Annotated in this window: 24 protein-coding genes, 1 tRNA gene, 1 rRNA gene, 1 other RNA gene, 1 riboswitch and 1 other annotated feature; of the genes, 23 read left to right on the forward strand and 4 right to left on the reverse strand. The window is 43.9% G+C overall.

All coding sequences use genetic code 11. From position 1 onward, the window contains the following. The 12 genes from rrf to purD form a co-directional block, all read left to right on the forward strand. Positions 1-85, forward strand: a 5S ribosomal RNA gene (rrf, locus tag TY16_RS25005); the annotation flags it as partial. Between the two features lie 341 nt (positions 86-426). Beyond that, positions 427-528, forward strand: a riboswitch (purine riboswitch). A gap of 134 nt (positions 529-662) precedes the next feature. Then, positions 663-1,151: a 5-(carboxyamino)imidazole ribonucleotide mutase gene (gene purE, locus TY16_RS00005; RefSeq protein WP_043929598.1), complete on the forward strand. Its 489-nt coding sequence runs from the start codon at positions 663-665 to the stop codon at positions 1,149-1,151. Continuing rightward, positions 1,117-2,292 (forward strand): 5-(carboxyamino)imidazole ribonucleotide synthase, encoded by a 1,176-nt coding sequence (gene purK / locus TY16_RS00010; RefSeq protein ID WP_043929600.1) that lies wholly within the window; start codon positions 1,117-1,119, stop codon positions 2,290-2,292. Before purE ends, purK begins: the two co-directional genes overlap by 35 nt. Before the next feature lie 15 nt (positions 2,293-2,307). Then, the gene (gene purC / locus TY16_RS00015) at positions 2,308-3,024 is read left to right on the forward strand and encodes a phosphoribosylaminoimidazolesuccinocarboxamide synthase (RefSeq protein ID WP_043929601.1); all 717 of its coding nucleotides are present in this window, start codon (positions 2,308-2,310) and stop codon (positions 3,022-3,024) included. Then, positions 3,012-3,266, forward strand: a complete 255-nt coding sequence (gene purS / locus TY16_RS00020; protein ID WP_043929602.1) for a phosphoribosylformylglycinamidine synthase subunit PurS — start codon at positions 3,012-3,014, stop codon at positions 3,264-3,266. Before purC ends, purS begins: the two co-directional genes overlap by 13 nt. Then, on the forward strand, positions 3,263-3,946 hold the full coding sequence (purQ, locus tag TY16_RS00025; RefSeq protein WP_043929604.1) for a phosphoribosylformylglycinamidine synthase subunit PurQ: 684 nt from the start codon (positions 3,263-3,265) through the stop codon (positions 3,944-3,946). Before purS ends, purQ begins: the two co-directional genes overlap by 4 nt. Continuing rightward, a complete protein-coding gene (purL, locus tag TY16_RS00030) occupies positions 3,930-6,149 on the forward strand; it encodes a phosphoribosylformylglycinamidine synthase subunit PurL (protein WP_043929605.1) in 2,220 nt (739 codons plus the stop codon). Before purQ ends, purL begins: the two co-directional genes overlap by 17 nt. Continuing rightward, complete coding sequence (gene purF, locus TY16_RS00035) at positions 6,134-7,573, forward strand: amidophosphoribosyltransferase (protein WP_043929606.1); 1,440 nt, start codon at positions 6,134-6,136, stop codon at positions 7,571-7,573. The genes purL and purF overlap by 16 nt, the downstream gene beginning before the upstream one ends. Before the next feature lie 75 nt (positions 7,574-7,648). Then, positions 7,649-8,674: a phosphoribosylformylglycinamidine cyclo-ligase gene (purM, locus tag TY16_RS00040; RefSeq protein ID WP_043929608.1), complete on the forward strand. Its 1,026-nt coding sequence runs from the start codon at positions 7,649-7,651 to the stop codon at positions 8,672-8,674. After that, positions 8,671-9,276 carry a phosphoribosylglycinamide formyltransferase gene (gene purN / locus TY16_RS00045; protein WP_043929609.1) on the forward strand — a complete coding sequence of 202 codons (606 nt, stop codon included), beginning with the start codon at positions 8,671-8,673 and terminating at the stop codon, positions 9,274-9,276. The genes purM and purN overlap by 4 nt, the downstream gene beginning before the upstream one ends. After that, positions 9,251-10,789 (forward strand): bifunctional phosphoribosylaminoimidazolecarboxamide formyltransferase/IMP cyclohydrolase, encoded by a 1,539-nt coding sequence (gene purH, locus TY16_RS00050; protein ID WP_043929610.1) that lies wholly within the window; start codon positions 9,251-9,253, stop codon positions 10,787-10,789. The genes purN and purH overlap by 26 nt, the downstream gene beginning before the upstream one ends. 15 nt (positions 10,790-10,804) lie before the next feature. Continuing rightward, the gene (gene purD, locus TY16_RS00055; RefSeq protein ID WP_043929612.1) at positions 10,805-12,079 is read left to right on the forward strand and encodes a phosphoribosylamine--glycine ligase; all 1,275 of its coding nucleotides are present in this window, start codon (positions 10,805-10,807) and stop codon (positions 12,077-12,079) included. Here purD and TY16_RS00060 read toward each other — a convergent pair. Then, complete coding sequence (locus tag TY16_RS00060; RefSeq protein ID WP_043929613.1) at positions 12,056-13,030, reverse strand: YaaC family protein; 975 nt, start codon at positions 13,028-13,030, stop codon at positions 12,056-12,058. The genes purD and TY16_RS00060 overlap by 24 nt on opposite strands. Before the next feature lie 139 nt (positions 13,031-13,169). On the opposite strand from TY16_RS00060, the gene guaB reads away from it, so the two are divergent. The 4 genes from guaB (at position 13,170) to TY16_RS00080 (ending at position 18,248) form a co-directional block, all read left to right on the forward strand. Beyond that, a complete protein-coding gene (guaB, locus tag TY16_RS00065) occupies positions 13,170-14,639 on the forward strand; it encodes an IMP dehydrogenase (RefSeq protein ID WP_043929615.1) in 1,470 nt (489 codons plus the stop codon). 217 nt (positions 14,640-14,856) lie between these two features. Then, the gene (locus TY16_RS00070; protein WP_231505669.1) at positions 14,857-16,170 is read left to right on the forward strand and encodes a serine hydrolase; all 1,314 of its coding nucleotides are present in this window, start codon (positions 14,857-14,859) and stop codon (positions 16,168-16,170) included. Between the two features lie 249 nt (positions 16,171-16,419). Continuing rightward, positions 16,420-16,637 (forward strand) — a binding site (T-box leader). Positions 16,638-16,713: 76 nt separating this feature from the next. Next, complete coding sequence (gene serS / locus TY16_RS00075; RefSeq protein ID WP_043929617.1) at positions 16,714-17,988, forward strand: serine--tRNA ligase; 1,275 nt, start codon at positions 16,714-16,716, stop codon at positions 17,986-17,988. A gap of 167 nt (positions 17,989-18,155) precedes the next feature. Further along, positions 18,156-18,248: transfer RNA gene (locus tag TY16_RS00080), tRNA-Ser, on the forward strand. A 153-nt stretch (positions 18,249-18,401) separates the two neighbouring features. Here TY16_RS00080 and TY16_RS00085 read toward each other — a convergent pair. From TY16_RS00085 to TY16_RS00095, 3 genes are all read right to left on the reverse strand, one after another. Continuing rightward, entirely contained in the window at positions 18,402-19,094 is a 693-nt protein-coding gene (locus tag TY16_RS00085; protein ID WP_043929618.1) for a deoxynucleoside kinase, read from the reverse strand. Positions 19,095-19,109: 15 nt separating this feature from the next. Beyond that, positions 19,110-19,757, reverse strand: a complete 648-nt coding sequence (locus TY16_RS00090; RefSeq protein WP_043929620.1) for a deoxynucleoside kinase — start codon at positions 19,755-19,757, stop codon at positions 19,110-19,112. 321 nt (positions 19,758-20,078) lie between these two features. Then, a complete protein-coding gene (locus TY16_RS00095) occupies positions 20,079-21,365 on the reverse strand; it encodes a LysM peptidoglycan-binding domain-containing protein (protein ID WP_043929621.1) in 1,287 nt (428 codons plus the stop codon). A 104-nt stretch (positions 21,366-21,469) separates the two neighbouring features. Between TY16_RS00095 and tadA the strand changes: the two genes are divergently transcribed. The 7 genes from tadA to TY16_RS00125 all read left to right on the forward strand — a co-directional run bounded on the left by tadA (position 21,470) and on the right by TY16_RS00125 (position 25,896). Further along, entirely contained in the window at positions 21,470-21,994 is a 525-nt protein-coding gene (gene tadA, locus TY16_RS00100) for a tRNA adenosine(34) deaminase TadA (RefSeq protein ID WP_043929622.1), read from the forward strand. A 65-nt stretch (positions 21,995-22,059) separates the two neighbouring features. After that, an RNA gene (gene ffs / locus TY16_RS25485) (signal recognition particle sRNA large type) lies at positions 22,060-22,324 on the forward strand. Positions 22,325-22,616: 292 nt separating this feature from the next. Then, on the forward strand, positions 22,617-24,311 hold the full coding sequence (dnaX, locus tag TY16_RS00105) for a DNA polymerase III subunit gamma/tau (protein ID WP_043929623.1): 1,695 nt from the start codon (positions 22,617-22,619) through the stop codon (positions 24,309-24,311). A gap of 48 nt (positions 24,312-24,359) precedes the next feature. Further along, a complete protein-coding gene (locus tag TY16_RS00110) occupies positions 24,360-24,680 on the forward strand; it encodes a YbaB/EbfC family nucleoid-associated protein (RefSeq protein WP_043934386.1) in 321 nt (106 codons plus the stop codon). Between the two features lie 11 nt (positions 24,681-24,691). Next, the gene (gene recR, locus TY16_RS00115) at positions 24,692-25,288 is read left to right on the forward strand and encodes a recombination mediator RecR (RefSeq protein WP_043929626.1); all 597 of its coding nucleotides are present in this window, start codon (positions 24,692-24,694) and stop codon (positions 25,286-25,288) included. Between the two features lie 12 nt (positions 25,289-25,300). Then, a complete protein-coding gene (locus tag TY16_RS00120; RefSeq protein WP_043929627.1) occupies positions 25,301-25,516 on the forward strand; it encodes a YaaL family protein in 216 nt (71 codons plus the stop codon). Between the two features lie 113 nt (positions 25,517-25,629). After that, the gene (locus TY16_RS00125) at positions 25,630-25,896 is read left to right on the forward strand and encodes a pro-sigmaK processing inhibitor BofA family protein (RefSeq protein ID WP_043929628.1); all 267 of its coding nucleotides are present in this window, start codon (positions 25,630-25,632) and stop codon (positions 25,894-25,896) included. Positions 25,897-26,288 lie beyond the last annotated feature (392 nt).

Here is a 26,288-nt window from a genome sequence, read left to right on the forward strand (position 1 = left end):
TCCCATCCCGAACACGGAAGTTAAGCTTCTCAGCGCCGATGGTAGTTGGGGCGTAAGCCCCTGTGAGAGTAGGACGCTGCCGGGCAACAAGAAAAGGGCAACCCAATACGGGTTGTCCTTTTTCGTATTCTTAGAATTTATATGTTTCTCCCTTTTTTGTACCCAGCTCCAGTGCCTAGGAAAGCTTCTAAAAATAATCATCGCAGGGACATAAAGGAAAGCTCCCAAGAATAATCATCGCAGAGACAGGCCGTTCTTTGCCTGTCACGAGGCGTATATGCCATACAACAATTATTGCTATTAAATAACATGAATTTTCAATATCTGACAGGCCTAAAGGCGAACAATTTAATATTGTTAATCTTTAACGTTCGCTGTTGTTGGTTGACGGCTTCTAGTTGAAGCTGTTATGATGGTACCATCAAGAATATAAATGTAATTGCACCTCGTATAATCATGGGGATATGGCCCATAAGTTTCTACCTGGCTACCGTAAATAGCCGGACTATGAGGGAAAGCGGCATTAAATTTGAAGCGGTGGAGTTTTTTTAATTCAGCTTCTATTTGTATTTGCCTTTCTGGCCCTGGCCGGACTGCTTTCTCTTTTTTAAGGGGAACAGTCTGGCCAGGGTTTTTTATTTTTTGCAAAGGGTGGGATTAATTTGAATGCAAAAGTTGCCGTCATTATGGGGAGCAAATCGGACTGGGAAACAATGAAACATACATGCTCCATACTAGAAAGTCTTGGGGTGCCCCACGAAAAAACGGTTATTTCCGCACATAGGACGCCTGACTATATGTTTCAATTCGCAGAAAAGGCAAAGAGCCGGGGAATTGAAGTTATCATCGCCGGTGCCGGTGGAGCAGCGCACTTACCCGGGATGGTTGCCGCTAAGACCATTGTTCCAGTTATTGGGGTTCCGGTAAAGTCGAAGGCCTTAAATGGACTCGATTCCTTGCTATCGATTGTTCAGATGCCAGCTGGTGTTCCTGTAGCAACAGTTGCCATAGGAGAAAGTGGAGCAAAAAATGCAGGTATTCTTGCCGCACAGATGCTTGCTATAAATGATGAAGTTCTGGCTGAAAGAATTGAAGAAATGAGGAGAGCAGCTGAGGATGCTGCCCTCGAAAGCAGTGGCCAGCTTGTTTAGGGAGTCTATTTTGCCTGGGGATACAATAGGTATTATCGGCGGCGGCCAGCTTGGCAGGATGATGGCATTAACAGCAAAGGCAATGGGCTATCGCATTGCAGTACTAGATCCAAACCCGGATTCACCATGTGGCCAGGTGGCAGATCATAAAGTTGTGGGGCCATATAGCAGTCTTGAAGCAATGGAACAACTTGCTGGAATAAGCGATGTAATTACGTACGAGTTTGAAAATATAGATGAAAATGCATTGGAAGCCGCAGCAAAGCTTTCCTGGGTTCCACAAGGCACGAAAGTGCTCCAGATAGCCAAAGATAGAATAGCCGAAAAACAGGCGATAACAGAGGCTGAGCTTCCTGTTGCACCGTATAAGGCAATTACAACAAAAGAAGAACTAACTGAGGCAGCAGCACAACTTGGATCATGTGTCGTCAAAACAGCAAGGGGCGGATATGACGGAAAAGGGCAGTATGTAGTTAGAGCTGAAGGAAGCCTTAACGCTGCAGCAGAACTTCTTCATCATGGGCCTTGCGTCGTAGAGCAGTGGCTTTCATTTAAGAAAGAGATTTCTGTTATTGTTGCACGGAATACAAGCGGGGAAACGGCGGTATTTCCTATTGCCGAAAACATTCACCATAACAATATACTTCATGAAACAATTGTCCCTGCCAGGTTAAGTAAAAAGGCAGAGGCAACTGCAACTGCCATTGCAATGAAGCTGGCTGAATCACTTAAAATGGTTGGCACTTTGGCAGTTGAGATGTTCTTGATGGATGATGATTCCATCAAAATTAATGAAATTGCCCCAAGGCCTCATAATTCTGGCCATTTCACCATTGAGGCGTGTGAAACGTCCCAGTTTACTCAACATATCAGGGCTATATGCAACTTGCCGCTAAGCAGGACAGATCTCTTGAAACCTGCAGTTATGGTAAATATCCTTGGTGAGCACCAGGGGAAGCTTTTGGAAAAGTTATCTGAACTGAAGGATTGGAATGTACATTTGTATGGGAAGACCGAAGCGAAGAAGGGCAGGAAGATGGGGCATGCAACATTGCTCCGAAACACGGTTGATGAAGCATTGGATGAGATTGAAAAAACAGGAATTTGGCATGTAAAAGAAACAGCCGTATCCGCCAAGTGAGAGGAGCCCGTATATATGGGAGAACTATTGTATGAAGGAAAAGCAAAAAGGATATACCGAACAGCTGATGAACAGATTGTGCTAGTGGAATACAAGGATTCTGCTACCGCTTTTAACGGGGAGAAAAAGGCAGAAATCTCTGGTAAGGGCCAGCTTAATAATGAAATCAGTTCAAATATATTTATAATGCTAAAAGAGCAAGGCATTGAGTCGCATTTTGTGGAAAAGGTGTCCGCGAATAGCCAGCTTGTTAAAAGAGTAACGATTATTCCACTGGAAGTTGTTGTCCGAAATGTAGCAGCAGGAAGTATGGCAAAACGGCTCGGTATGGAAGAGGGAAAGCCACTTAAAAAACCGATTGTTGAATTTTATCTTAAAGATGACGATCTTGGCGATCCACTCATTACCGAAGATCACATTTTTGAACTGAATTTAGCAACGCAGGGCGAGATTGCAATTTTGAAAGAAAAGGCCATTGAAATTAACAATGTTTTATCCACTTTCTTTAAGGAGATAGGGATTAACCTTATTGACTTTAAGCTTGAATTCGGAAAAGATGCGTCGGGAAAAATTGTCCTTGCTGATGAGATTTCACCTGATACATGCCGTTTGTGGGATAGCAAAACAAACGAAAAACTGGATAAAGACGTTTTCCGGAGGGATCTTGGCAGCCTTAAGGAAGCCTATGAAAAAATACTTAATAGATTGGGAGGCTTAACATGGTCAAAGTAAAGGTTTATGTCACGTTGAAGGAAAGTGTTTTGGATCCTCAGGGAAAGGCAGTTTCAAATGCTCTGCACTCACTTGGATATGAAGAGGTCGCTGACGTGCGGATTGGAAAGTATATGGAGCTTTTTATTGAAACAGGAGGCAGGGATGCTGAAACTGTAGTTCGGGAAGCGTGTGAAAAGCTACTTTCAAATCCGGTTATCGAGGATTACCGTTACGAATTCGAGGAGGCTATGGTCCAATGAAATTTGCGGTAATTGTTTTTCCTGGATCGAACTGTGATTCCGACATGTACCATGCGATAAGAGATGAACTCGGTGCAGAAGCGGAATTCGTATGGCATACAGAGACAAGTCTTGATGGCTATGATGGGATTCTTCTCCCAGGGGGATTTTCATACGGCGACTATCTTCGTTGCGGAGCGATTGCCCGGTTCAGTGCAATTATGGCTGAAATTATTAAAGCGGCAGAAGCAGGGAAACCGGTTCTTGGCGTTTGCAATGGATTTCAAATACTCCTTGAGGCAGGCTTGTTGCCAGGAGCCCTCAGAAGAAACGAAAGCTTGAAGTTCATTTGCTCTCCAGCAAAGATAAAAGTTGAGAACAACCAAACAATGTTCACGGGTGAATATACATTAGGGCAGACACTGTCCATCCCTGTTGCACATGGAGAAGGAAACTATTTTTGCGATGAAAAGACTCTCGCAACGCTTAAGGCAAATAATCAAATTGTGTTTACATATACAGAAGATATTAATGGGAGCCTGGATAATATTGCAGGAATCATCAATAAGCAGGGAAATGTCCTGGGAATGATGCCGCATCCTGAAAGGGCAGCCGATGAACTGCTCGGGAGTGTTGACGGCCTTCTTCTGTTCCAATCAATTGTGAAGCAATGGAGGGAATCATATGTTGTTAACGCTTGAGCCATCACCGGAACAAATTCGGGAAGAAAGATTGTATCAGCAAATGGGCCTCTCTGATGAAGAGTTCACAAAGGTGGAAGAAATTCTTGGGCGTCTTCCCAACTATACTGAAACTGGATTGTTTTCAGTAATGTGGTCTGAACATTGCTCGTATAAAAATTCCAAGCCGATTTTAAAAAAGTTTCCGACAAAAGGGGAGCGTGTACTGCAAGGCCCAGGTGAGGGAGCTGGAGTTGTCGATATTGGCGATGGCCAGGCAGTTGTATTTAAAATTGAGAGCCACAACCATCCCTCTGCAATTGAACCGTATCAAGGAGCTGCGACCGGGGTTGGCGGGATTATCCGTGATATTTTTTCTATGGGAGCAAGGCCAGTAGCGCTATTGAATTCACTAAGATTTGGTGAACTTGATTCATCAGCTCGGATCCGCTACTTATTCAAGGAAGTGGTTGCCGGAATAGCTGGATATGGAAACTGCATTGGCATCCCGACAGTAGGGGGAGAAATTCAGTTTGATGCTTCCTATGAGGGCAATCCGCTTGTCAATGCAATGTGTGTAGGTTTGATTGACCATAAGGATATTAAAAAGGGGTTGGCAAGCGGAGTTGGCAATACAGTGATGTATGTAGGTGCCAAAACAGGACGCGATGGCATCCATGGAGCAACGTTTGCTTCTGAAGAGCTAACAGACCTATCGAATGAGAAACGCCCTGCGGTCCAGGTTGGCGATCCATTTATGGAAAAGCTTTTGCTCGAGGCATGCCTCGAACTTATACAATCTGATGCTCTTGTTGGAATTCAGGATATGGGCGCTGCAGGACTGACAAGCTCTAGTGCCGAAATGGCGAGCAAGGCAGGATTCGGTATAGAGATGAACCTGGATCTTGTTCCACAAAGGGAATCTGGGATGACTGCTTATGAAATGATGCTGTCGGAATCCCAGGAACGGATGCTGATTGTTGTAAAAAAAGGGCGCGAACAGGAAATTGTTGACCTTTTTTCAAAATATGAACTAGAAGCTGTTGCCATTGGGGTTGTTACAGATGACAAGAAGCTTCGCTTAATGCATCAGGGCGAAGTAGCTGCTAATGTTCCTGTTGATGCACTGGCACTTGAAGCACCGGTTTACCATAAGCCATCAACTGAACCAGCTTATTTTCGTGAATTCCAGGCAATGGCCAGCAGCGTCCCGGAAGTTGATAACTACGGGGAAACTCTTCTTAGGTTGTTAAAGCAGCCTACCATAGCCTCAAAAGAATGGGTCTACAATCAATATGACTATATGGTACGTACAAATACAGTTGTGGCACCAGGCTCCGATGCTGCAGTTATCAGAATCAAAGGGACTAAAAAGGGTCTCGCCATGACAACGGACTGTAATTCACGCTACCTTTACCTGGACCCTGAAACAGGCGGGAAAATAGCTGTATCGGAAGCTGCTCGTAACGTTGTTTGTTCAGGTGCCGAGCCGCTGGCTATTACAGACAACCTGAACTTTGGCAGCCCGGAAAAACCAGAAATTTTCTGGCAGATGGAAAAGGCAGCTGACGGCATTAGTGCGGCATGCCGTACTCTAAATGCACCTGTTATTGGAGGAAATGTATCACTCTACAATGAAACGAACGGTAATGCCATTTATCCAACTCCAGTTATTGGCATGGTTGGGCTTGTTACAGATATTAGCCATATCACAACACAGCAGTTCAAGCAGGCAGGCGACCTTATTTATTTACTAGGTGAAACGAAAGATGAATTCGGAGGTTCCGAACTCCAGAAGCTTATGTATTGCGAAATTTTTGGTATATGCCCGGAACTTGATTTGGAAGTAGAAGCTGCCTACCAGAAGGCTGTATTAGATGCTATCCGCTCTGGCATTGTTGCTTCTGCCCATGACTTATCTGAAGGGGGCCTTGCGGTTGCCCTCGCTGAGTGCGCAATTGGATCAGATGGCCTTGGAGCTGCGGTACAGCTTAACGGAAACCCGGTATCCGCACTATTCAGCGAGTCACAATCACGGTTCTTACTAACAGTTAAAAAAGAACATCAAAGAGAATTTGAAGACTTAACCGGTGCCATGCTTATTGGCTCCGTTACCTCTGAACCAATTTTGAACATAGAAGTGAATGGGGTTAAAGTCATTAGTGAATCAATTAATAAATGTGAAACAGCCTGGAGAGGAGCTATCCCATGCTTGCTGAATTAAAGGGATTGAACGAGGAATGCGGGATCTTTGCAGTTTGGGGACATGAGGATGCTGCCAGGCTGACGTATTATGGACTTCATAGCCTCCAGCATCGGGGCCAGGAAGGAACCGGAATCATACTGTCAGACGGCGAAAAGCTTACTGGCCTTAAAGGGGAAGGTTTAGTTTCCGAGATTTTCACTGAGCAGGCAATAGCAAGATTGAAAGGCCATGCAGCAATTGGCCATGTCCGTTATGCCACAGCAGGCGGGGGTGGATATGAAAATGTCCAGCCCCTTCTCTTCCATTCACACACAGGCAGCATGGCACTCGCTCACAACGGCAATCTAGTAAATGCAAAGCTGATTAAATCGATTCTTGAGCAACAGGGGAGCATCTTCCAAACTAGTTCCGATACAGAAGTACTTGCCCATTTAATTCGAAGAAACAGCGAATGGCTTCTTAAAGATCGTGCAAAAAATGCCCTTAAACAAATTGAAGGTGCATTTGCATATGGCATTCTTACTGAAACCGAATTGATGGTCGCGCTTGACCCACAGGGGCTAAGGCCTCTTTCTCTGGCAAAATTGGGCGACGCCTATGTGATTGCATCAGAAACATGTGCTTTTGACGCTGTAGGCGCAGAATTTATCCGTGACATTCTGCCAGGAGAATTGTTGGTTATAAATAAGGATGGACTCCATACTGAATTCTTTGCAGAAAGCCGGGAAGAGGCAATCTGCTCGATGGAATATATTTATTTTTCACGTCCCGATAGTAACATAAATAGAATCAATGTCCATTCTGCAAGGAAAAGCCTAGGAAAAAGACTGGCCCTTGAAGCAAAAATAGAGGGTGATGTCGTAACAGGGGTGCCTGATTCCAGTATCTCTGCAGCAATTGGCTACGCTGAGGCCTCGGGCATCCCTTATGAGATGGGATTGATTAAAAATCGCTATGTAGGGCGTACGTTCATCCAACCATCTCAATCCCTCCGTGAGCAGGGCGTTAAAATGAAGCTAGCACCAGTTAGAGGCGTAGTTGAGGGAAAACGTGTCATTATGGTTGATGATTCCATCGTCAGAGGGACAACGAGCAAGAGGATTGTTTCAATGCTGAAGGAGGCCGGGGCCCGTGAGGTACATGTAGTGATAAGCTCTCCACCTATAACACACCCATGCTTTTATGGCATTGATACATCGGCAAAAGAGGAATTGATTGCCCACTCGAATTCACCTGAGGAGATAAGGAAAATCATAGGGGCTGATTCACTTACATTCTTGAGCATGGAAGGAATGCTTGAAGCAATTGGCCGGAAGCACGAAGGGAAGAATTGTGGCCAATGCCTCGCTTGCTTTACCGGGGAATATCCAACCGAACTTTATCCGGATACACTTCAATACTATTACCAAAAAAATCTCACACCAGTGAAGACAAATTTATAATATTTGTACCAACAAAATAATGGCGGTGGAGAGTAGCGAAGCGGAGCTCCGCCCCATGTCACTCAGGAGGCCGCTATGTCAAAAGCTTATAAAGATGCAGGTGTCAATATAGAGGCAGGCTATGAGGCGGTTGATAGAATGAAGCGCCACGTAAAGAAGACGGTACGGCCAGGCGTGATGGGAGGCCTTGGCGGGTTCGGGGCAATGTTTGATCTCTCATCTCTGGATATGAAGGAACCAGTGCTGGTTACCGGCACTGATGGAGTCGGGACAAAGCTGATGCTTGCCTTCATGATGAATCAGCATGATACAATCGGCATTGATGCTGTCGCCATGTGTGTAAACGACATTGTTGTTCAAGGGGCAGAGCCCCTCTATTTTCTAGACTATATCGGCTGCGGTAAGGCAGAACCTCATCGGATTGAAGCAATCGTAAAGGGAGTTGCTGATGGATGTGAAATGGCAGGCTGTGCCCTGATTGGCGGGGAGACAGCTGAAATGCCTGGCATGTATAATTCTGATGAGTATGATTTAGCTGGCTTTGCAGTTGGTGCCTGTGAGAAATCAGAGATTATTACAGGGGAGCAAATCCGCCCTGGTGATGTCCTTGTAGGCATTGCGTCAAGCGGTCTGCACAGTAATGGTTTTTCGCTGGCAAGAAAGGTATTTTTTGAAAAAGCAGGCTTAAATGTACATGACTACATTGAAGAGCTTGGCTGCAAGCTGGGCGATGAATTACTAAAGCCAACAAAAATATATGTAAAACCAATTTTATCCGCCTTGAAGGGCCTTCCGATAAAAGGTATGTCCCATATTACTGGCGGGGGGTTCTATGAAAACATACCAAGGATGCTGCCGGAAGGTCTAGGCGCGAGCCTTACCGAAGGAAGCTGGGAAGTTCCAAAAATCTTTACGTTGCTTGAACAATTGGGAGATATAAACAGAGATGAAATGTATCATGTATTTAACATGGGCATTGGCATGGTTGTTGCCATTGAAGAAGAGCAAGCTGAGGGGTTAATCCGCCACCTTGAAGCTTATGGGGAGCGTGCTTCAGTAATTGGAACTGTGACAAGCCAGGAAGGGATACGACTATCATGATCAATATTGCGGTGTTTGCCTCGGGGAATGGCAGCAACTTTCAGGCTATTCTCGAAGCTTCCCATAGCAGCCTTTTAAATGCAAAAGTCACATTACTCGTTTGTGACCGGCCAGGAGCGTTTGTAATTGAACGAGCAAGGCAAGCGGGAGTCGAAACGTTTGTTTTTTCACCGAGAGAGTTTTCTAGTAAAGAAGAGTACGAGGTGATTCTTGCAAAAAAACTGGCAGATTCACAAATTGAATGGATTGCCCTCGCAGGCTATATGAGGTTAATTGGTCCTGTTCTTCTTTCTTCGTATGAAGGCCGGATTATCAATATTCATCCTTCCCTGCTTCCACAATACCAGGGAAAGGATGCGGTAGGCCAGGCATTGGCCGACGGGGCAAGCAAAACGGGTGTTACAGTCCATTTCGTTGATGAAGGAATGGATACCGGACCTATAATCGAACAAATTGAGGTTCCAATAGTGGTAGGTGAAACACCCGAAAGCCTGCAGGCCAAAATACAAAAAGTTGAGCACAGGCTTTATCCAATGGTACTCCAAACATTAGTTACTACCCAGGGAGGACGGCACTATGGCAAAAAAACGGGCACTGATTAGTGTATCTGATAAAAGAGGAATAACAGATTTCGCCAGGGAACTGGCTGGGCTCGGCTACGAAATTGTCTCAACAGGCGGAACAAAAAAGGCAATCCAGGAGGCCGGCATCCCTGTCATTGGCGTCAGAGATGTAACAGATTTTCCGGAAATTCTTGAAGGCCGTGTAAAAACACTCAATCCAAAAATCCATGGCGGACTTTTGGCAAAAATGGATGAGCCAAGTCACTGCGAACAACTTCAAGAACATGGGATTGAACCAATTGAAATCGTATGTGTGAATTTATATCCGTTCAAGGAGACCATTTCAAAGTCTGAAGTTACTGTTGAGGTAGCAATTGAGAATATTGATATCGGAGGCCCGTCGATGCTGAGGGCAGCTGCGAAAAATCATCAGCATGTGACCGTTGTAACGGACCCGGAAGATTACGACGTTGTACTCGGCGAGCTTAAAGACCATGGAGAGACCACAAAGGAAACAAGGCGCAGGCTTGCAGCAAAGGTATTTCGCCATACAGCTGCATACGATGCTCTGATTGCTACTTATTTGACAGAATTAGCAGGAGAGGAACAGCCTGAAAGTCTGACAGTTACATATGAATTGAAAAACCCGCTTCGCTATGGTGAGAATCCTCACCAAAAGGCAGCTTTTTATAAGAGCCCGCTTGGATCAGGCTTTTCAATTGCAAGCGCAGAGCAATTGCATGGGAAGGAACTATCCTATAACAATATTAACGATGCAAATGCAGTACTTCAGATTGTGAAGGAGTTTTCAGAGCCTACTGCTGTTGCTGTTAAGCATATGAATCCTTGTGGTGTTGGTACTGGTGAAACAGTCCTTGCCGCTTATGAAAAAGCATATGAAGCGGATCCTGTTTCTATTTTTGGTGGTATTGTGGCTTTCAATAGAGAAGTGGAAAAGGAAACAGCAGAAAGGCTTCATGAAATCTTCCTCGAAATCATTATTGCGCCTTCCTTCTCGGAAGAAGCACTTGAGATATTGCAGAAAAAGAAAAATTTGCGTCTACTCAAAATACAGGATGGCGCAGGAAAGAAGACCGAAAGAAGCCTTGTTTCCATTGAGGGTGGTCTGCTCGTTCAGGACCAGGATGCATACACCTTAAAAGACGCGACTATTACTGTTCCAACAAAGCGCCAGCCGACGGAGGAAGAATGGAAGGCTTTAAAGCTGGGCTGGAAAGTTGTCAAACACGTAAAGTCGAATGCAATTGTGGTTACAAATGATGCACAAACCCTCGGTATTGGCGCCGGGCAAATGAATCGGGTTGGATCTGCAAAGATAGCACTCGAACAAGCTGGAGTTAAAGCGGACGGGGCTGCAATGGCGTCTGATGCATTCTTCCCTATGGATGATACTGTGGAAGCAGCTGCTCAGGCAGGGATAACAGCAATCATCCAGCCAGGAGGATCAATCCGGGATGAAGATTCTATTAAAAAGGCGGACCAATATGGAATTGCAATGGTCTTCACAGGGGTGCGCCACTTCAAACACTAAGGAGGCTAGAGTCACATGGATGTTTTAGTAATCGGGAGGGGTGGCCGTGAGCATGCCATCTGCCAAAAGCTTAGTGAAAGTTCTTTAGTGGAAAATGTATTTGTGGCCCCAGGGAATGCCGGAATGACCGATGTAGCTACCCTAGTACCCATTGAGGAAACTGATGCTGAAAAATTGACGTCCTTTGCCAGGGAAAAAGGCATTGGTCTTACGGTTATAGGGCCAGAGATTCCTCTATTTTCAGGTCTTGCAGACAGATTCCTGGAGGCTGGAATGCCTGTTTTTGGGCCAGGAAGCAGGGCGGCTCTGATTGAAGGGAGCAAAGCCTATGCAAAGTCATTAATGAAAAATTATCAAATCCCGACTGCAGACTATCAAGTCTTTCATTCCTTTAAAGAAGCAAAAGCCTACATTGAAGAAAAGGGGGCACCGATTGTCATAAAAGCCGATGGCCTTGCTGCCGGCAAAGGCGTTACGGTTGCCCTTACGCAAGAAGAGGCAATAATGGCTATTGAAGAAATGCTTATTGGACAGAAGTTTGGGGAAGCATCCTCTTCTATTGTTATTGAAGAATTCCTTGAGGGCGAAGAATTTTCATTAATGGCTTTTGTAAATGGTGAGGTAGTGGTGCCGCTCGAAATTGCCCAGGATCATAAAAGGGCATACGATGGCGATCAGGGTCCAAATACAGGCGGAATGGGAGCCTATTCTCCTGTTCCGCACATTCCTCAAAGTGCAATCGAAACCGCAATCGAAACAATCCTGATTCCTGCAGCAAGGGCACTTATAAAGGAAGGAAGAAGCTTCTGTGGGATTTTGTATGCCGGGCTTATTTTAACAAAACAGGGACCTAAAGTAATTGAATTCAATGCTAGGTTTGGCGATCCTGAAACACAGGTCGTCCTGCCGCGCTTAAAGACAGATTTGGCTGAGGCAATCCTTCAGGTCCTTGATGGCAAAGCTCCTAAATTAACCTGGAATCAATCCTTCTCAATTGGTGTAGTCGCCGCTGCAAAAGGCTATCCCGAGAAAGCAGAAAAGGGAGCCATTATTGAGGGACTTGATGCAGTTAGCCCTGAAACACTTATTTTTCATGCAGGCACGCAAAAAGATGGGTTAGGCCGGTTTTATGTGGATGGTGGCCGTGTTTACCTTGCCTGCACCAAAGCACCAACCCTGGCAGAAGCCCAACAGAAGGTCTATAAGGATATGCAGAAAATCAATTCCCCTGGAACCTTTTATCGAAGAGATATCGGGGCAAGAGCACTAAATGTCACCCCTGCCCTTTAGGTCTTTGGTTAAATAACAATAAATCAGGAAGGGACTTTTTTCGCGGGTGAGTTCCAAAAAGGATTTTATGAATGGAAAGTCCCGATTTGGCATCATTTTGACAGCCTCTCCCCACCACTCTGTCTCATAACGGGCAATCATACTTAAATTGTATAAAAGCAGGTAATGGGCCATCAGTTCCGGAAATAGGGAGTGTTGGCCCTTCTTATAAGGCATAACAAATCTTTTATCAAGAAAATGATATTTCAGAAAGGTAGGCTGGTTAAGTGAATAGGGAGAAGGAGGTGACTCAAGCCTTGCAAAACCTTCCTTCATCACTCCTAAATGAATCCCGGTTTGTGCCGCGAAAAATTCCTTAAACCTGCCCTCTGCCATATGGTATATATCCAATGTCTTTTCAGGGACAAAATAAAAGCTATCCTGTTCATGAAAGGGAAAGAAGTTTGCCTGTCCTTCGAGTGGCCAAAAAAGGCTGTCCAGTTCTGGAATGAGACGAAGCAATTCTTCCATTGTCATTTTGTCTCCCTCAATCTGTTTCATGTGGAACAATTTGTCGGATAAGTGCGGAAAAAGGCCGTTTTTTTGAAATTTCACTTCGTCCTCAAAGAACTGATATTGTTGTTTTTTTCGTTTGCGGGTTGAAACACCGTGGGCAAGGACAGCGGTTGTTTCAGGATAAGCTGGATCTACTGTTAGAATACATGCTTTTACCAAGTGAACGAGTCCATAAAAAAGCAGTATAGGCTGCAATACAATAGGTGCCTGGGAGGCCTGTGAATAGTAAATGCTCCCATGCTCAAGATAATAGATAAATGAGTAGCTATTTTCGAAACTTCTATGGTCAGGGGAGTTACAACCTAGCTTTTCATAGCGTTCTTGCAAGTAGGATTGGGCATAGTCCGCGGAAAGAAAAAATGAAAAGCTATCCCAACCTCTATAGCTGCGCCACACATGGCAAACCTCCTTTACATTAGGAGTATTAGGTTAAAATGTTGGTATGATTGAATAATCAGATTACTGATTCTAACCTTGACAGTATATTGCCCAATTGTTAAAGTACTAATAATATTTTCAGTTTGGAGGGACAAATATGTGGGAAAACAAGTTTGTTAAAGAAGGGTTAACATTTGATGATGTATTGCTAATACCTGCGAAGTCTGAAGTGCTGCCTAAGGAAGTCAGCCTCCAAACAGAATTGTGTGCGAATATTAAACTAAATTTGCCAATAATTTCTGCCGGGATGGATACTGTTACAGAAGCGGAAATGGCGATTGCTATGGCAAGACAGGGCGGCCTAGGTATTATCCATAAGAATATGACCATTGAGCAGCAGGCTGAACAGGTTGATAAAGTAAAGCGTTCTGAATCAGGCGTTATCTCCGATCCGTTCTTCCTTACTCCAGAGCATCAAGTCTATGATGCAGAGCATTTAATGGGTAAATACCGGATTTCAGGCGTTCCAATTGTAAACAATGAAGAAGAACTGAAGCTTGTAGGCATTTTAACAAACCGTGACCTTCGTTTTATTCAGGATGAGGATTATTCTTTTAAAATTTCTGATGTCATGACTAAAGAAAACTTGATTACAGCCCCAGTTGGAACAACATTAAAGGAAGCGGAAAAGATTCTGCAGCAACATAAAATTGAAAAACTCCCACTTGTTGATGATAATGGAATTCTCAAAGGCTTAATTACAATCAAAGATATTGAAAAGGTAATTGAATTTCCGAATTCATCCAAGGATAAGAGTGGCAGGCTTTTGGCTGGCGCTGCAGTCGGCGTGACGAGCGATACAATGAAGCGGGTTGAAGCACTGGTAAAGTCCTGGGTTGATGTGATAGTGATTGACACAGCCCATGGCCATTCAAAAGGAGTCCTTGATACAGTACGCGAGATCCGCAGTGCGTACCCTAACCTGGCAATTATTGCTGGAAATGTAGCTACTGCTGAAGCAACCCGTGAGCTAATAGAAGCAGGCGCGGATGTTGTAAAGGTTGGAATAGGACCCGGATCAATTTGTACAACGAGAATTGTAGCCGGGGTTGGTGTACCGCAAATTACAGCTATTTTTGACTGCGCAACAGAAGCCCGTAAACATGGTAAGGCCATAATTGCTGATGGCGGCATTAAATATTCTGGAGACGTGGTTAAGGCGCTCGCCGCTGGTGGACATGCAGTCATGCTTGGAAGCCTGCTAGCAGGTGTCTCTGAAAGCCCAGGGGAAACAGAGATATTTGAGGGGCGACGCTATAAAGTTTACCGGGGAATGGGTTCTGAGGGAGCTATGGAAAAAGGGTCAAAGGACCGTTACTTCCAAGAGGATGCTAAAAAATTCGTACCGGAAGGCATTGAAGGCAGACTTCCATACAAAGGACCGCTTACTGACACAATCTTTCAGCTTGCGGGCGGTTTACGCGCAGGAATGGGATATTGTGGCGCAGCAAGCTTGCGAGATCTTCGTGAAAACTCCCAGTTTATTCGAATGACTGGGGCCGGGCTTCGCGAGAGCCATCCGCACGATGTGCAAATTACCAAAGAGTCTCCAAACTATTCAAAATAAAGGCGGAGGCAGGGAAGAAAATTCCCTGCCTTTTTCTGTTTTTAGCTAAGGAATGACTAAGGTTTTTGTAAATCTTGGCAGGAAGATAGGGCTTACCTCCGTCTATCAATCCCTTTGTAAGTATGGTAAGATAAAAAAATGTAAAAAGATGTTGGAGGGCGTAACAGTGAAGAAAAAGGTTTATCAGAAGTACATAGCGATTGTGCTTGCGGTTGCCATGCTTGCAGGAATTGTCACAGTACCGGCACCGGCACAAGCTGCAGAAGAGGGCTCACTTGATATTAAGGCAGCGGCTGCAATTCTTGTAGATGCGGATTCAGGAAAAGTCTTATATGAACAAAATGCCAATAGTGTTCTCGGCATTGCGAGTATGACGAAAATGATGACAGAATATCTGCTTCTTGAAGCAATTAAGGAAGGAAAGGTGAAATGGGATCAGAAGCAATCGGTAAGCAACGTTGTTCATGCCATTTCCCATGATACCAGTCTTTCCAATGTACCACTAAGGGCAGACGGGACATATAACATTAAGGAACTTTATGAGGCAATGACGATTTACTCTGCAAATGGCGCCACAATAATGATTGCAGAAGCCATTGCTGGCTCAGAATCCAATTTCGTTAAAATGATGAATGATAAGGCTAAGGAACTTGGTCTTAAAGATTATAAGTTTGTTAATTCAACCGGACTTAACAATCGTGATTACAAGGGTAATCATCCGGCTGGGACAGGCGCAGAAGATGAGAATGTCATGTCAGCCCGTTCAACTGCACAGCTTGCCTACCGTTTATTGAAGGACTATCCAGAAGTGCTGGAGACAACAAGTATCCCGAAAAAGATATTCAGGGAAGGCACAGAGGATGCAATCAACATGGAAAACTGGAACTGGATGCTTCCAGAACTAGTGTATAAATATCCTGGCGTAGATGGTCTGAAAACTGGAACAACCGACTTTGCAGGATACAGCTTTACAGGAACAGCTATGAGAGACGGTAAACGTTTCATTACCGTGGTCATGGACGCAAAGGGAGCCAATGGCAAAGGTGATTATAAGGCTCGTTTCGATGAAACAAGGAAAATGTTTGATTACGGATTTGCCAATTACACAAAAACAGAAATCCTTCCTGCAAATTTCTCCTTAAAGGGACAAAAGTCCCTCGATATTACAAAGGGGAAAGAGGATAGCGTAAAGATTCAGACTAAAGAACCTGTTTCTGCTATGATCAAAAATGGTGAACAAGATAATTACAAGCCAGTTCTTGTACTGGATAAAAAGAAGTTAAACAAGGATGGGGAATTGACTGCTCCCATTAAAAAGGGAGACGTTGTTGGCTATATGACTGTTAAGGCTAAAGATGATGCAAAAGAATCATACTTGACCGAAAATGGCCAGAACAGCATTCGGACTCCTGTCATTGCAGCAGAGAACGTTGAGAAAGCCAATTGGTTTGTTCTAATGATGCGCGGAATTGGCGGCTTCTTTGGAGACCTATGGGGAAGCATCGTATCAGGTATCAAAGGGCTGTTTTAATATGCACGATCTTACAAGGCTCCTGGATTGACAGGGGCCTTTTTTAAAACGATAGTTATTAAAAGTGATTATTCCTAATGGTACTGCCAGAACGACAGTCCATGGATGTTTATTCTATCCTCAAATAGTGGAGGGTAACAGGATTACGCCTATCTTATCGATATAGTAGCCGGATAAATGTAAAGTGTATAATTCATTTGCAAACAGGCGAAAATTGTAGTAGATTATAAAGTACAAATTTAAACATATGAAAAAGCGATGAGAGGAAAAAGTAGCGGGAGTTCTGCTCCAAAGAGAGCCGGTGGCTGGTGGAAACCGGTGTGCGGAGCCTGCGAATCCATCCTTGAGCAAAGCATGGAAAGCTGAAAAGGCAAGTAAGTGCTTTCGGGTCAAACCGTTATGTAATTGAGGTGGGCAGCTTGTGCTGCCAACCAGGGTGGCAACGCGGGTTAACTCCCGTCCCTGTTTGGGGACGGGAGTTTTTTGCGTTCAAAAGCGCCTGGCCTCATGAAAATACCGCTGGTTAAAAGGAGGATGTAAAGAATGCTTGATATCAAAGTATTACGGGCAGATTTTGAAGGAGTAAAGAAAAAGCTTGAACACCGGGGGGAGGATCTTACCGACCTGGGGAAGTTTGAAGAGTTGGACAGGAAAAGAAGGGACCTGATAGTCGAAGCTGAACAGCTTAAGAGCAAGCGGAACGAGGTATCCCAGCAGGTTGCTGTATTAAAGCGAGAAAAAAAGGATGCAGACCAGCTGATTACTGAGATGCGCGAAGTCGGTGACAGAATTAAGGAGCTTGATCAAGAACTTCGCGGGGTTGAGGAGGAACTTGACCATTTAATGTTGAGCATTCCCAATCTGCCTCATGAGAGTGTGCCGGTTGGCGATACCGAGGATGAGAATATTGAAATCAGGAAGTGGGGGGAAGTCCGTGATTTCAACTTTGAAGCAAAACCCCATTGGGATATAGCTGATGGCCTGCAAATCCTTGATTTTGAGCGTGCAACCAAAGTGGCCGGAAGCAGGTTTGTCTTTTATAAAGGACTTGGAGCCCGTTTAGAGCGAGCCTTAATGAATTTTATGCTTGACCTTCATGTGGATGAGCATGGCTATTTGGAAGTGCTGCCTCCTTATATGGTAAATAGAGCAAGCATGACTGGTACAGGACAGCTTCCGAAGTTTGAGGAGGATGCTTTCCGGATTGAGAGTGAAGACTTCTTCCTAATTCCAACTGCGGAGGTCCCAGTAACGAATCTGCATAGGGATGAAATCCTAAACGGAGAACAGCTGCCTGTCCGCTATGCAGCATTCAGTGCTTGTTTCCGTTCCGAGGCGGGATCCGCTGGTAGGGATACACGGGGGCTGATTAGGCAACACCAATTCAATAAAGTAGAGTTAGTTAAATTTGTTAAGCCCGAAGATTCCTATGATGAGCTTGAGAAACTGACTGCTGATGCTGAAAAGGTTCTTCAATTATTAGGACTTCCATATCGTGTTCTTAGCATGTGTACCGGCGATCTTGGATTCACTGCTGCGAAAAAGTACGACATCGAAGTATGGATCCCAAGCTATGGGACATATCGTGAAATTTCTTCTTGCAGCAACTTTGAAGCATTCCAGGCGCGCAGGGCTAATATTCGTTTCCGCCGCGAGCCAGGTGCAAAGCCTGAACATGTCCATACACTCAACGGTTCAGGTCTTGCGGTTGGCCGTACCGTCGCGGCAATCCTTGAAAATTATCAACAGGAAGATGGTTCAGTTGTCATCCCTGAAGTTTTAAGGCCATATATGGGCGGGCGAAGCGAAATAAGGTAATCTGTTAGTCAAGACAAGCCATTTAGAAGACACAAGTCATAGTGTGAGTGAAGGGGCGAAAACCGCCTCTTCCTTATAATGTAAAGGTGAATTTTCCAAAAATATAAACAACAGTTTTTTGGTTGACAGTGGGATTATTCTTATAGTAAGATATCCATTGTCAATACGGAGGAATACCCAAGTCCGGCTGAAGGGATCGGTCTTGAAAACCGACAGGCGGGTTAAACCGCGCGGGGGTTCGAATCCCTCTTCCTCCGCCATTCTTTTCATAAAGAAATGTAACGCGCATAAAACTGGAGATTAAATCCGCCGCATGGCTACCCATGCGGCGGATTTTTTTTGCTTTAGGAAGATTAGGGCTCTACGAGGCCCTCTTAGTCATACGCGACAAATAGGAAACGCATACTGGCTATTCAGCCGGTATGCGTTTTAGTAAAAAGGATTTCATTCAATTTATTGTCAACCATCTTGCAGACACGTACTGCATCTTCCGGGTTATTGACGACGTCTGTTACATCCATATCAATGATAAGGACTTCACTTGCATCGTAGTGGTTAATAACCCACTCGTCGTAATCCTTCCATACTTCAAAATAATATTCTTTTAGTTCCGGATTAATTTCAAAGCTTCTGCCCCGGGACATGATCCGGTCAATAACCGTATCAAAGGACCCTCTTAAATATACCATTAGCTCAGGTGCTTTTTTAGGCAGCTCCTTTAACTCTTCCATCATATTATCTACAAGATCCTCATAAATCTTAAATTCAAGTTCGGAGATCCGGCCGAGTTTTTTATTTACAAAAGCAAAATACCAATCCTCGTATATGGATCTGTCCTGAATCGTATAAATCGGCTCATGCCAGTTTACACATTCTTTTACTGTTTTAAAGCGTTTATTCAGAAAGAACAACTGCAAGAGAAATGGAATTCTTTTTGCATCAAGCTCTTCTGGTGTTAATTCATAATAAAGCGGTAGAATCGGATTATCATCAACGGTTTCATAGAAAACCTTGCTGTCGATTCCTTTGCTTTGAAAGTAGTCATTCAGTAAATCTGCCACACTTGTTTTACCAAGGCCAATCATACCGCCGATTACGATACTCAAACTATTTCCCCATCCTTATAATGTATTGGTCCAGCTGCTTTTTTCCAATGATAATGAGAGATCACCCAAAATCTTGTCCAAATCCTGTTCATTTTTAACGAAATCCATTTCGTCGCCATTAAAGCGAAGTACTGGTATCTCAGGGTGCTGCTCTTCAAAGGCAGTCATAGCATCTTCATAATCAAGGGACAGCTGTTCAAGATACAAGGGGCTGATGTTTTTCTCAACTTCGCGGCCTCGCATTTCAATCCGTGAAAGCAGGGTATCCAGACTTGCATTAAGATAGATGACTACATTCGGTTTTGGCATGTCCTCAGTTAGAATCTGATAAATTTTAAAGTATTTTTTATACTCATCGTTGCTCAAGGTTCTTTGGGCAAAAATCAGGTTTTTAATAATATGGTAATCTGCAACAACAGGCTCACTTTTTTCGAGGTAATGGGTATTGATGTCCCCTAGTTGCTTAAACCGGTTGCACAGGAAGAACATTTCGGTTTGAAAGCTCCACTCTTCAATGTTTTCGTAGAATTTTCCCAAAAAAGGATTCTCGTCAACAATCTCCTTTAATAAAGCAAATTGATAATGGTCGGCAATTGCTTTAGCAAGAGATGTTTTCCCCACTCCAATCGGCCCTTCAACTGTAATAAAGGGTACTTCCCCCATTTCAAGTCCTCCTTCTCCACGCCTGCTTGTCTAGTGTGATGTATGTATAAGCAGAAAAAACAAGTTTTAAGTAGAAATATGTCGTAAGTAGACAAAGTGTATTTTACCATATTCTATGCCAGAGAGGATATGGAATATTTAAGGGAGTAGATGTTTTAGTTTTAAAGCCTTGGAAATAAAGGGTTTTAAAAAAGAAATTCTTTTTATTCTGTAAATAAAAGCAGGTTGTCTGCTTAGACAACCCGCAAGCTTTTAATTTCAAGGCCTTCCTGCGCATTTATTTTAATGGTATCAGAAGAGAGAATTAGGCGGGCGAAGTATTTATGTAACCCTTTTTGTTACATTGAAATTCTCGGTGATCAGCAGCCAGTTTTGTGGAAAAGCAAGACCAAGCTTCCAATAGCTCATTCCTCGCAAGTTCAGCTCTTTGATAAGGTCGAACTTAGCCTGGATTGACCGGGCGTCCTCAAACCAAACTTCGTGGTTCCTTCCTTCCGCTGTGTATCTGAAGAATGGAGCTTGGGCTCTTGTATCATACTGGATACTGACATTATTACGAGCTGCAATTTGGATGGCTTGCTGCGGGCTAACTGCCCGGGCTATCGAACCTTGAACAAATGGAAGAGTCCAGTCATAACCATATAGGTTCTGCCCCATCATGATTTTGGTACCAGGCATTTCAGTAAGCGCATATTCGAGCACTTCACGAACTGGACCGATTGGGGATACCGCCTGCGCTGGTCCACCGCTATATCCCCACTCATAGGTCATAATGACAACAAAATCGACAATCTCCCCATGGGCCCTATAGTCGTGGGCTTCATACCATCTTCCTTTTTGAGTCGCGCTTGTCTTTGGGGCTAGTGCTGTTGAGATTAGCCAGCCTTCCTGCTTGAATCGATCACTTGCTTTTCTAAGGAAGGTATTATACGCTTCTTTGTCTGCAGGCCGCAGATATTCAAAATCAAAATGAATATCCCGGAAACCGAGTCTCCTGGCGGTTGTAACAATGTTGTTTAGGAAACGATCCTGGATAGCGATATCATTTAGCAGAATACGCCCCAGTTCATCACTGAATTGATCATTTTCCTGATTAGTAATAACCATCATTAGTACATTGTTATTTGCCCCGGCTATTGCAGGAAAATTATTCAATAGAGGTTCCTTTAAGGAACCATCCCGCTGGGCTTGAAAACTAAAAGGTGCCAGATAAGTCAAGAAAGGTGCAGCTTGCCTAGCGGCTGATTCAAGGGCGGGTGCAACTGTTGTTCCTCGGGGTTCCACATATGCATTAAATTCTCCTGCCCTCTTCGGCCGGGGCGGGATATAGAGACGGAAGCCAATACTAAGTGGCTGGTTCACTTGGATTCGATTGATTCGTGCAAGTTCTTGATACGTTGTTCCAAACCTGCGGGCAATTGAAGAAAGGGTATCACCTGATCGGACAAAATAAAAGCTGCCAACTATAGGGATGACCATGGCCTGGCCAATTACAAGGTCATTCGGATTCGGCAGATCATTTGCTTCAACAATATCATTTACTGTTGTTCCGTAAGTACGTGCAATGGTGGTCAATGTCTGTCCTTGTTCCACTACATGAATCTGCATGTGTTTCCCTCCTAGCACAAATTAACGCTAAGACCATTGTATGAAGGGAAAGGCAGATTCATGTTATACTAAGCAAAGTCAATATTCACATGGGATGTGTCTGGATGGAGAACCTGCAGGATATTTTCTATATGAAAGAAGCTATAAAAGAAGCAGAGAAAGCTGAGGCACTCGAGGAAGTTCCGATTGGAGCAATTCTGGTTGTTGATGATAAGATTATTGCCAGGGCTCACAATCTTCGTGAAACCTGCCAAAAGTCAACAGCTCATGCGGAATTACTGGCAATAGAAAAGGCTTGTGAGAAATTGGACACATGGAGACTTGAGAAGTCAACGTTATATGTAACTCTCGAGCCGTGCGCAATGTGTGCAGGTGCTATCGTACTTTCCAGGGTTGAACGAGTTGTTTACGGCGCGGCTGATCCAAAGGGAGGCTGTGCTGGCACGTTAATGAACCTTCTTGATGAAAGCAGGTTTAATCATCAGTGTACTGTTGTTCCTGGTGTGCTTGAGGAGGAATGTGGCTCGATGCTTTCTAGCTTTTTTCGTATGATTCGCCAGAAGAAAAAAACAGAAAAGAATCTTTCTATACAAAAAGACCTGGATGGTCAGACAGGAATTGACAGTTAATGTGTCATTGCATTTTTGACTAAAATTATGTATACTAAAAAAGTGTCATCTTGACGCACACTTTGCCGTGCTAGACGGGGAGGTAGCGGTGCCCTGTACCCGCAATCCGCTCTAGCGGGGTTGAATCCCTTCCTGAGGCTGTTATTCTGTAGGGTCTGCCTTAAGTAAGTGGTGTTGACGTCCGGGTCCTGCGCAATGGGAATCCATGAACTATGTCAGGTCCGGAAGGAAGCAGCATTAAGTGGTCACTCCTATGTGCCGCAGGGTTGCCTGGGCCGAGCTAACTGCTTAAGTAACGCTTATGGATGGCAGTCGAAGGAAGGTGCACGGCAGCTTAACATGATAATAATGCCCATCCCTTTAGGGGTGGGTTTTTTGTTTTAGGTAATGATAGATATTGCGGGGCTGGATAGTTCTTTTCCCGAGCCTGTTTATATGTGGATCACAAGGAAGTAAGGATTGAAGGTTAATCCAAAAGAACATAGTACAAAATGCGGTGCTTGCGCTTTTCTTGTTAAAATTGTCCGGTTTATACTGCGGCTAATCTAGTTACACTTTACATAAGAATACGGTATAATAGAAAGGATTCATTTTGACCGCAGTATTAGAAGGGGGCAGTCCAGTGTCTTATCAGGCTTTATACCGTGTTTGGCGTCCACAGCAATTTATTGATGTGGTAGGCCAGGAACACATTACCAAAACCTTGCAGAATGCACTGGTTCAGGAAAAAACAACTCATGCTTACCTTTTCTCGGGACCGCGCGGGACCGGGAAGACCACTGCGGCAAAAATACTTGCAAAAGCGGTCAACTGTGAACACGCACCTGTAACGGAACCTTGCAATGAATGCAGCTCATGCCTTGGAATAACGAACGGTACAATACAAGATGTTATTGAAATTGATGCCGCCTCAAATAACGGTGTCGACGAAATTCGAGATATACGTGACAAGGTAAAATATGCGCCTAGTTCTGTAAGATACAAGGTTTACATTATTGATGAGGTGCATATGCTTTCAACTGGGGCGTTCAATGCTCTCCTTAAAACACTTGAGGAGCCGCCACGTCATGTTATGTTTATTTTGGCAACTACTGAACCGCATAAAATCCCGCTGACGATTGTTTCGCGGTGCCAGCGGTTTGATTTTAAAAGGATTACTGCAAAGGCGATCGTGGGCCGCATGCAATTGATTGCGGATGAAACTGGAACATCCTATGATCCAGCAGCCCTTCCAATCATCGCGAGGGCTGCTGAAGGCGGTATGCGGGATGCATTAAGCCTTTTAGACCAGGCTATTTCTTACAGCCACGAGCGCGTGACAATTGAAGATGCTTTGACTGTTACAGGATCTGTATCCCAGAACTTTTTATATCAGATGGCAGAAGCAATAGTGGAAAAGGATGTTGTTAAAGGTCTTGATTCTCTAAATGAACTGTTGTATATGGGGAAAGACCCTTCCCGTTTCATAGAAGACTTTATATTATTTTTCAGGGACATGCTTCTGTTTAAAACTGCACCAACTCTCGAAGAATCACTTGAGCGGGTCATGATGGATGATGGCTTTAAGGAGCTTTCCGAGAAATTCTCCGCACCCCAAATTTATGATTTGATAGGTTTGTTAAATAAGACCCAGCAAGATATGCGGTGGACAAGCAACCCGAGAATATTCCTTGAAGTTGCAACGGTCAAACTATGTCAGTTGGACTCCTCGCAAGGATGCACTAGCAGTAACCAGTCGGCAGGTCAAGACATATCAGCACTTTTGAATAAAATCAATAAACTTGAAGAGGAAGTCAGGGAACTTCGGAAAAATGGAATTGCTGCATCTACTAATGAGAGCAATGCCCCTGTGCAAAAACAGTCTCAGCGAACGTCAAGGAGGGGTTTTCAAGCCCCAGCAGGAAAAATCAATGAAATACTTAAAGATGCCACAAAGTCTGACCTTAACTTGATTAAAAGCCAGTGGGCAGAGATGCTCCAACGGCTAATGAAATCTCATTCGGCTTTATTAAATGAAGCTGAACCTGTAGCTGCTTCCCAAACTTCATTTGTCATTAAATTCAAGCATGAAATCCATTGCCAAATGGCAATGGAAAATACTAAGTTCACAGAGGCGGTAACCGATGGCCTGAGAGAAACAACTGGCAAAACTTTTACATTCGCGGGTGTGCCGGAAGAGCAATGGGTGAAAATTCGTGAAAGCTTCCTTGCTGGACAGCATTCAGGACGAGAAGAAGAGGTAAGAAAAGAGGAAGATCCTTTGATTGATGAAGCCAAAAAATTGTTTGGTGGAGATCTCGTTGAGATAATTGATTAAAACTGGAGGTAGATGATTATTATGAAACGTGGAAAAGGAATGCCAGGTATGGGCGGCATGGGCAATATGCAAGGAATGATGAAGCAAATGCAAAAAATGCAGAAGCAAATGGAGGAAGCACAGAAGGAGCTCGGAGAAAAAACAGTTCAAGGAACCGCTGGCGGGGGTATGGTTACGGTCGTGGTGACTGGCCATAAGAAAGTGGTAGACATAATAATTAATCCGGAAGCTGTTGATCCAGAAGATGTTGAAATGTTGCAGGATACGGTCCTTGCTGCTGTAAACGATGCCTTAACTAAGGCTGAAGAGCTATCTGAATCAACAATGGGGCAATTTACTAAAGGAATGAACCTTCCCGGCTTGTTCTAGGAGGAATTTACATGCATTATCCTGAACCTATATCAAAACTGATTGATAGTTTTATGAAGTTGCCAGGGATCGGCCCGAAAACGGCCGCTCGTCTGGCGTTTTTCGTTCTTGGCATGAAAGAGGAAATTGTTCTTGATTTTGCAAAAGCACTGGTAAATGCTAAACGAAACTTAAGCTATTGCTCTGTATGTGGGCATATAACTGACCAGGACCCTTGCTATATCTGCCAGGATGAACGCCGAAATAAAAGCATGATCTGTGTGGTGCAGGATCCCAGAGATGTTATCGCAATGGAAAAGATGAAAGAATTTAATGGTCTTTACCATGTATTGCACGGGGCAATTTCACCTATGGATGGCATCGGCCCTGAAGATATCAATATTCCTGACCTGCTTAAAAGGCTTCAGGATGAAACGGTTCAGGAAGTGATACTTGCCACCAACCCCAATATAGAGGGTGAAGCAACAGCTATGTATATATCGAGGTTACTTAAACCATCAGGAATAAAGATTACAAGGATTGCCCACGGACTCCCTGTGGGTGGAGACCTTGAATACGCAGATGAGGTAACCCTTTCAAAAGCATTGGAAGGCCGCCGTGAGCTATAAGGAGGACAAAAGATGCTTTTTCGCAGAAAAGGCAGGCTGCGTGCCGAATCAAATGAAAAGTTCCTAAACCTGTTAAACGAACTTAGAGCAGATTGGCGTCAACAAAAGGACTTATTGAACATATCCTTTGATCCCTCAGAAGAAGTGATTTGCCAGACAAAGCTTGCCGAAGCGAGATATTTTTTGCTTCTTAAGGAAGCGAAATATCGAAAGATATCAATTAAATAAGATTGTGAGCATTTTGTTTTACTGTGAGCATAATCCCTTCTTCGGTCTTTTTTCTAATACTTGTACATATTGTATTAGTAGAAGATAAGTACCCATGGGGAGGGGTTATTCACTTGGAACCAATCTTTGTCATATCAATACTTGGCGGGTTAATTGTACTATTATTAATTATGGGGGCACCCATGAGATCAGCAAGGGCTTTAGGCCAGGCTGCTATAAAACTGTTGGTAGGTGCTTTGTTTTTATTCTTTTTGAATACCCTCGGAAACCAGTATGGCATTCATGTACCTATTAATTTTTTTACAACGGCAGTATCCGGTTTTTTGGGAGTGCCAGGAATTGCGGCTTTAGTAGCAGTGAATATCTTGGTAATAGGATGAAAAGTATGCAATTGTAATGAAATCTCTCGCTTGAGAGATTTTTTATGTTTTTTAATTCTCCTCGGGTATGAGTGCTTTGAATTTCTGTCTGCTGGAAAAGTTCACTTAATTTATTCCGGGAACAGGATTTAAATTTGCCTTTGAGTAAAAGGAAAATTTTACTTAGTATAAATGGTTGACTAGTAGGTTGAATCACTGTAATATAGTAAAGGTCGCTGATTGATAAAGCGGCTAAGAAAAAAGTTGTTGACTTTCTTTCTTGAAGATGTTATTCTAATAAAGTCGTTTTTGAAGACGACCTCGATTGTTCCTTGAAAACTAAACAAACAAGCGTCAACAAACAATAATATTTTGATGGCTTCGGCCATCAGCCAACGTAACTTTATGAGCTA

It is taken from the genome of Bacillus sp. EB01 (genome assembly GCF_000613125.1).
Taxonomy (GTDB): Bacteria; Bacillota; Bacilli; order Bacillales; family Cytobacillaceae; genus Bacillus_D.

Coding starts and splice junctions, on each gene's coding strand:
- purK (WP_043929600.1), top strand. CDS start 1,117: ATGCTGCCCTCGAAAGCAGTGGCCAGCTTGTTTAGGGAGTCTATTTTG.
- purC (WP_043929601.1), top strand. CDS start 2,308: ATGGGAGAACTATTGTATGAAGGAAAAGCAAAAAGGATATACCGAACA.
- purS (WP_043929602.1), top strand. CDS start 3,012: ATGGTCAAAGTAAAGGTTTATGTCACGTTGAAGGAAAGTGTTTTGGAT.
- purQ (WP_043929604.1), top strand. CDS start 3,263: ATGAAATTTGCGGTAATTGTTTTTCCTGGATCGAACTGTGATTCCGAC.
- purL (WP_043929605.1), top strand. CDS start 3,930: ATGTTGTTAACGCTTGAGCCATCACCGGAACAAATTCGGGAAGAAAGA.
- purF (WP_043929606.1), top strand. CDS start 6,134: ATGCTTGCTGAATTAAAGGGATTGAACGAGGAATGCGGGATCTTTGCA.
- purM (WP_043929608.1), top strand. CDS start 7,649: ATGTCAAAAGCTTATAAAGATGCAGGTGTCAATATAGAGGCAGGCTAT.
- purN (WP_043929609.1), top strand. CDS start 8,671: ATGATCAATATTGCGGTGTTTGCCTCGGGGAATGGCAGCAACTTTCAG.
- purH (WP_043929610.1), top strand. CDS start 9,251: ATGGCAAAAAAACGGGCACTGATTAGTGTATCTGATAAAAGAGGAATA.
- purD (WP_043929612.1), top strand. CDS start 10,805: ATGGATGTTTTAGTAATCGGGAGGGGTGGCCGTGAGCATGCCATCTGC.
- guaB (WP_043929615.1), top strand. CDS start 13,170: ATGTGGGAAAACAAGTTTGTTAAAGAAGGGTTAACATTTGATGATGTA.
- TY16_RS00070 (WP_231505669.1), top strand. CDS start 14,857: ATGCTTGCAGGAATTGTCACAGTACCGGCACCGGCACAAGCTGCAGAA.
- serS (WP_043929617.1), top strand. CDS start 16,714: ATGCTTGATATCAAAGTATTACGGGCAGATTTTGAAGGAGTAAAGAAA.
- TY16_RS00090 (WP_043929620.1), bottom strand. CDS start 19,757: ATGGGGGAAGTACCCTTTATTACAGTTGAAGGGCCGATTGGAGTGGGG.
- TY16_RS00095 (WP_043929621.1), bottom strand. CDS start 21,365: ATGCAGATTCATGTAGTGGAACAAGGACAGACATTGACCACCATTGCA.
- tadA (WP_043929622.1), top strand. CDS start 21,470: ATGGAGAACCTGCAGGATATTTTCTATATGAAAGAAGCTATAAAAGAA.
- TY16_RS00110 (WP_043934386.1), top strand. CDS start 24,360: ATGGGCGGCATGGGCAATATGCAAGGAATGATGAAGCAAATGCAAAAA.
- recR (WP_043929626.1), top strand. CDS start 24,692: ATGCATTATCCTGAACCTATATCAAAACTGATTGATAGTTTTATGAAG.
- TY16_RS00120 (WP_043929627.1), top strand. CDS start 25,301: ATGCTTTTTCGCAGAAAAGGCAGGCTGCGTGCCGAATCAAATGAAAAG.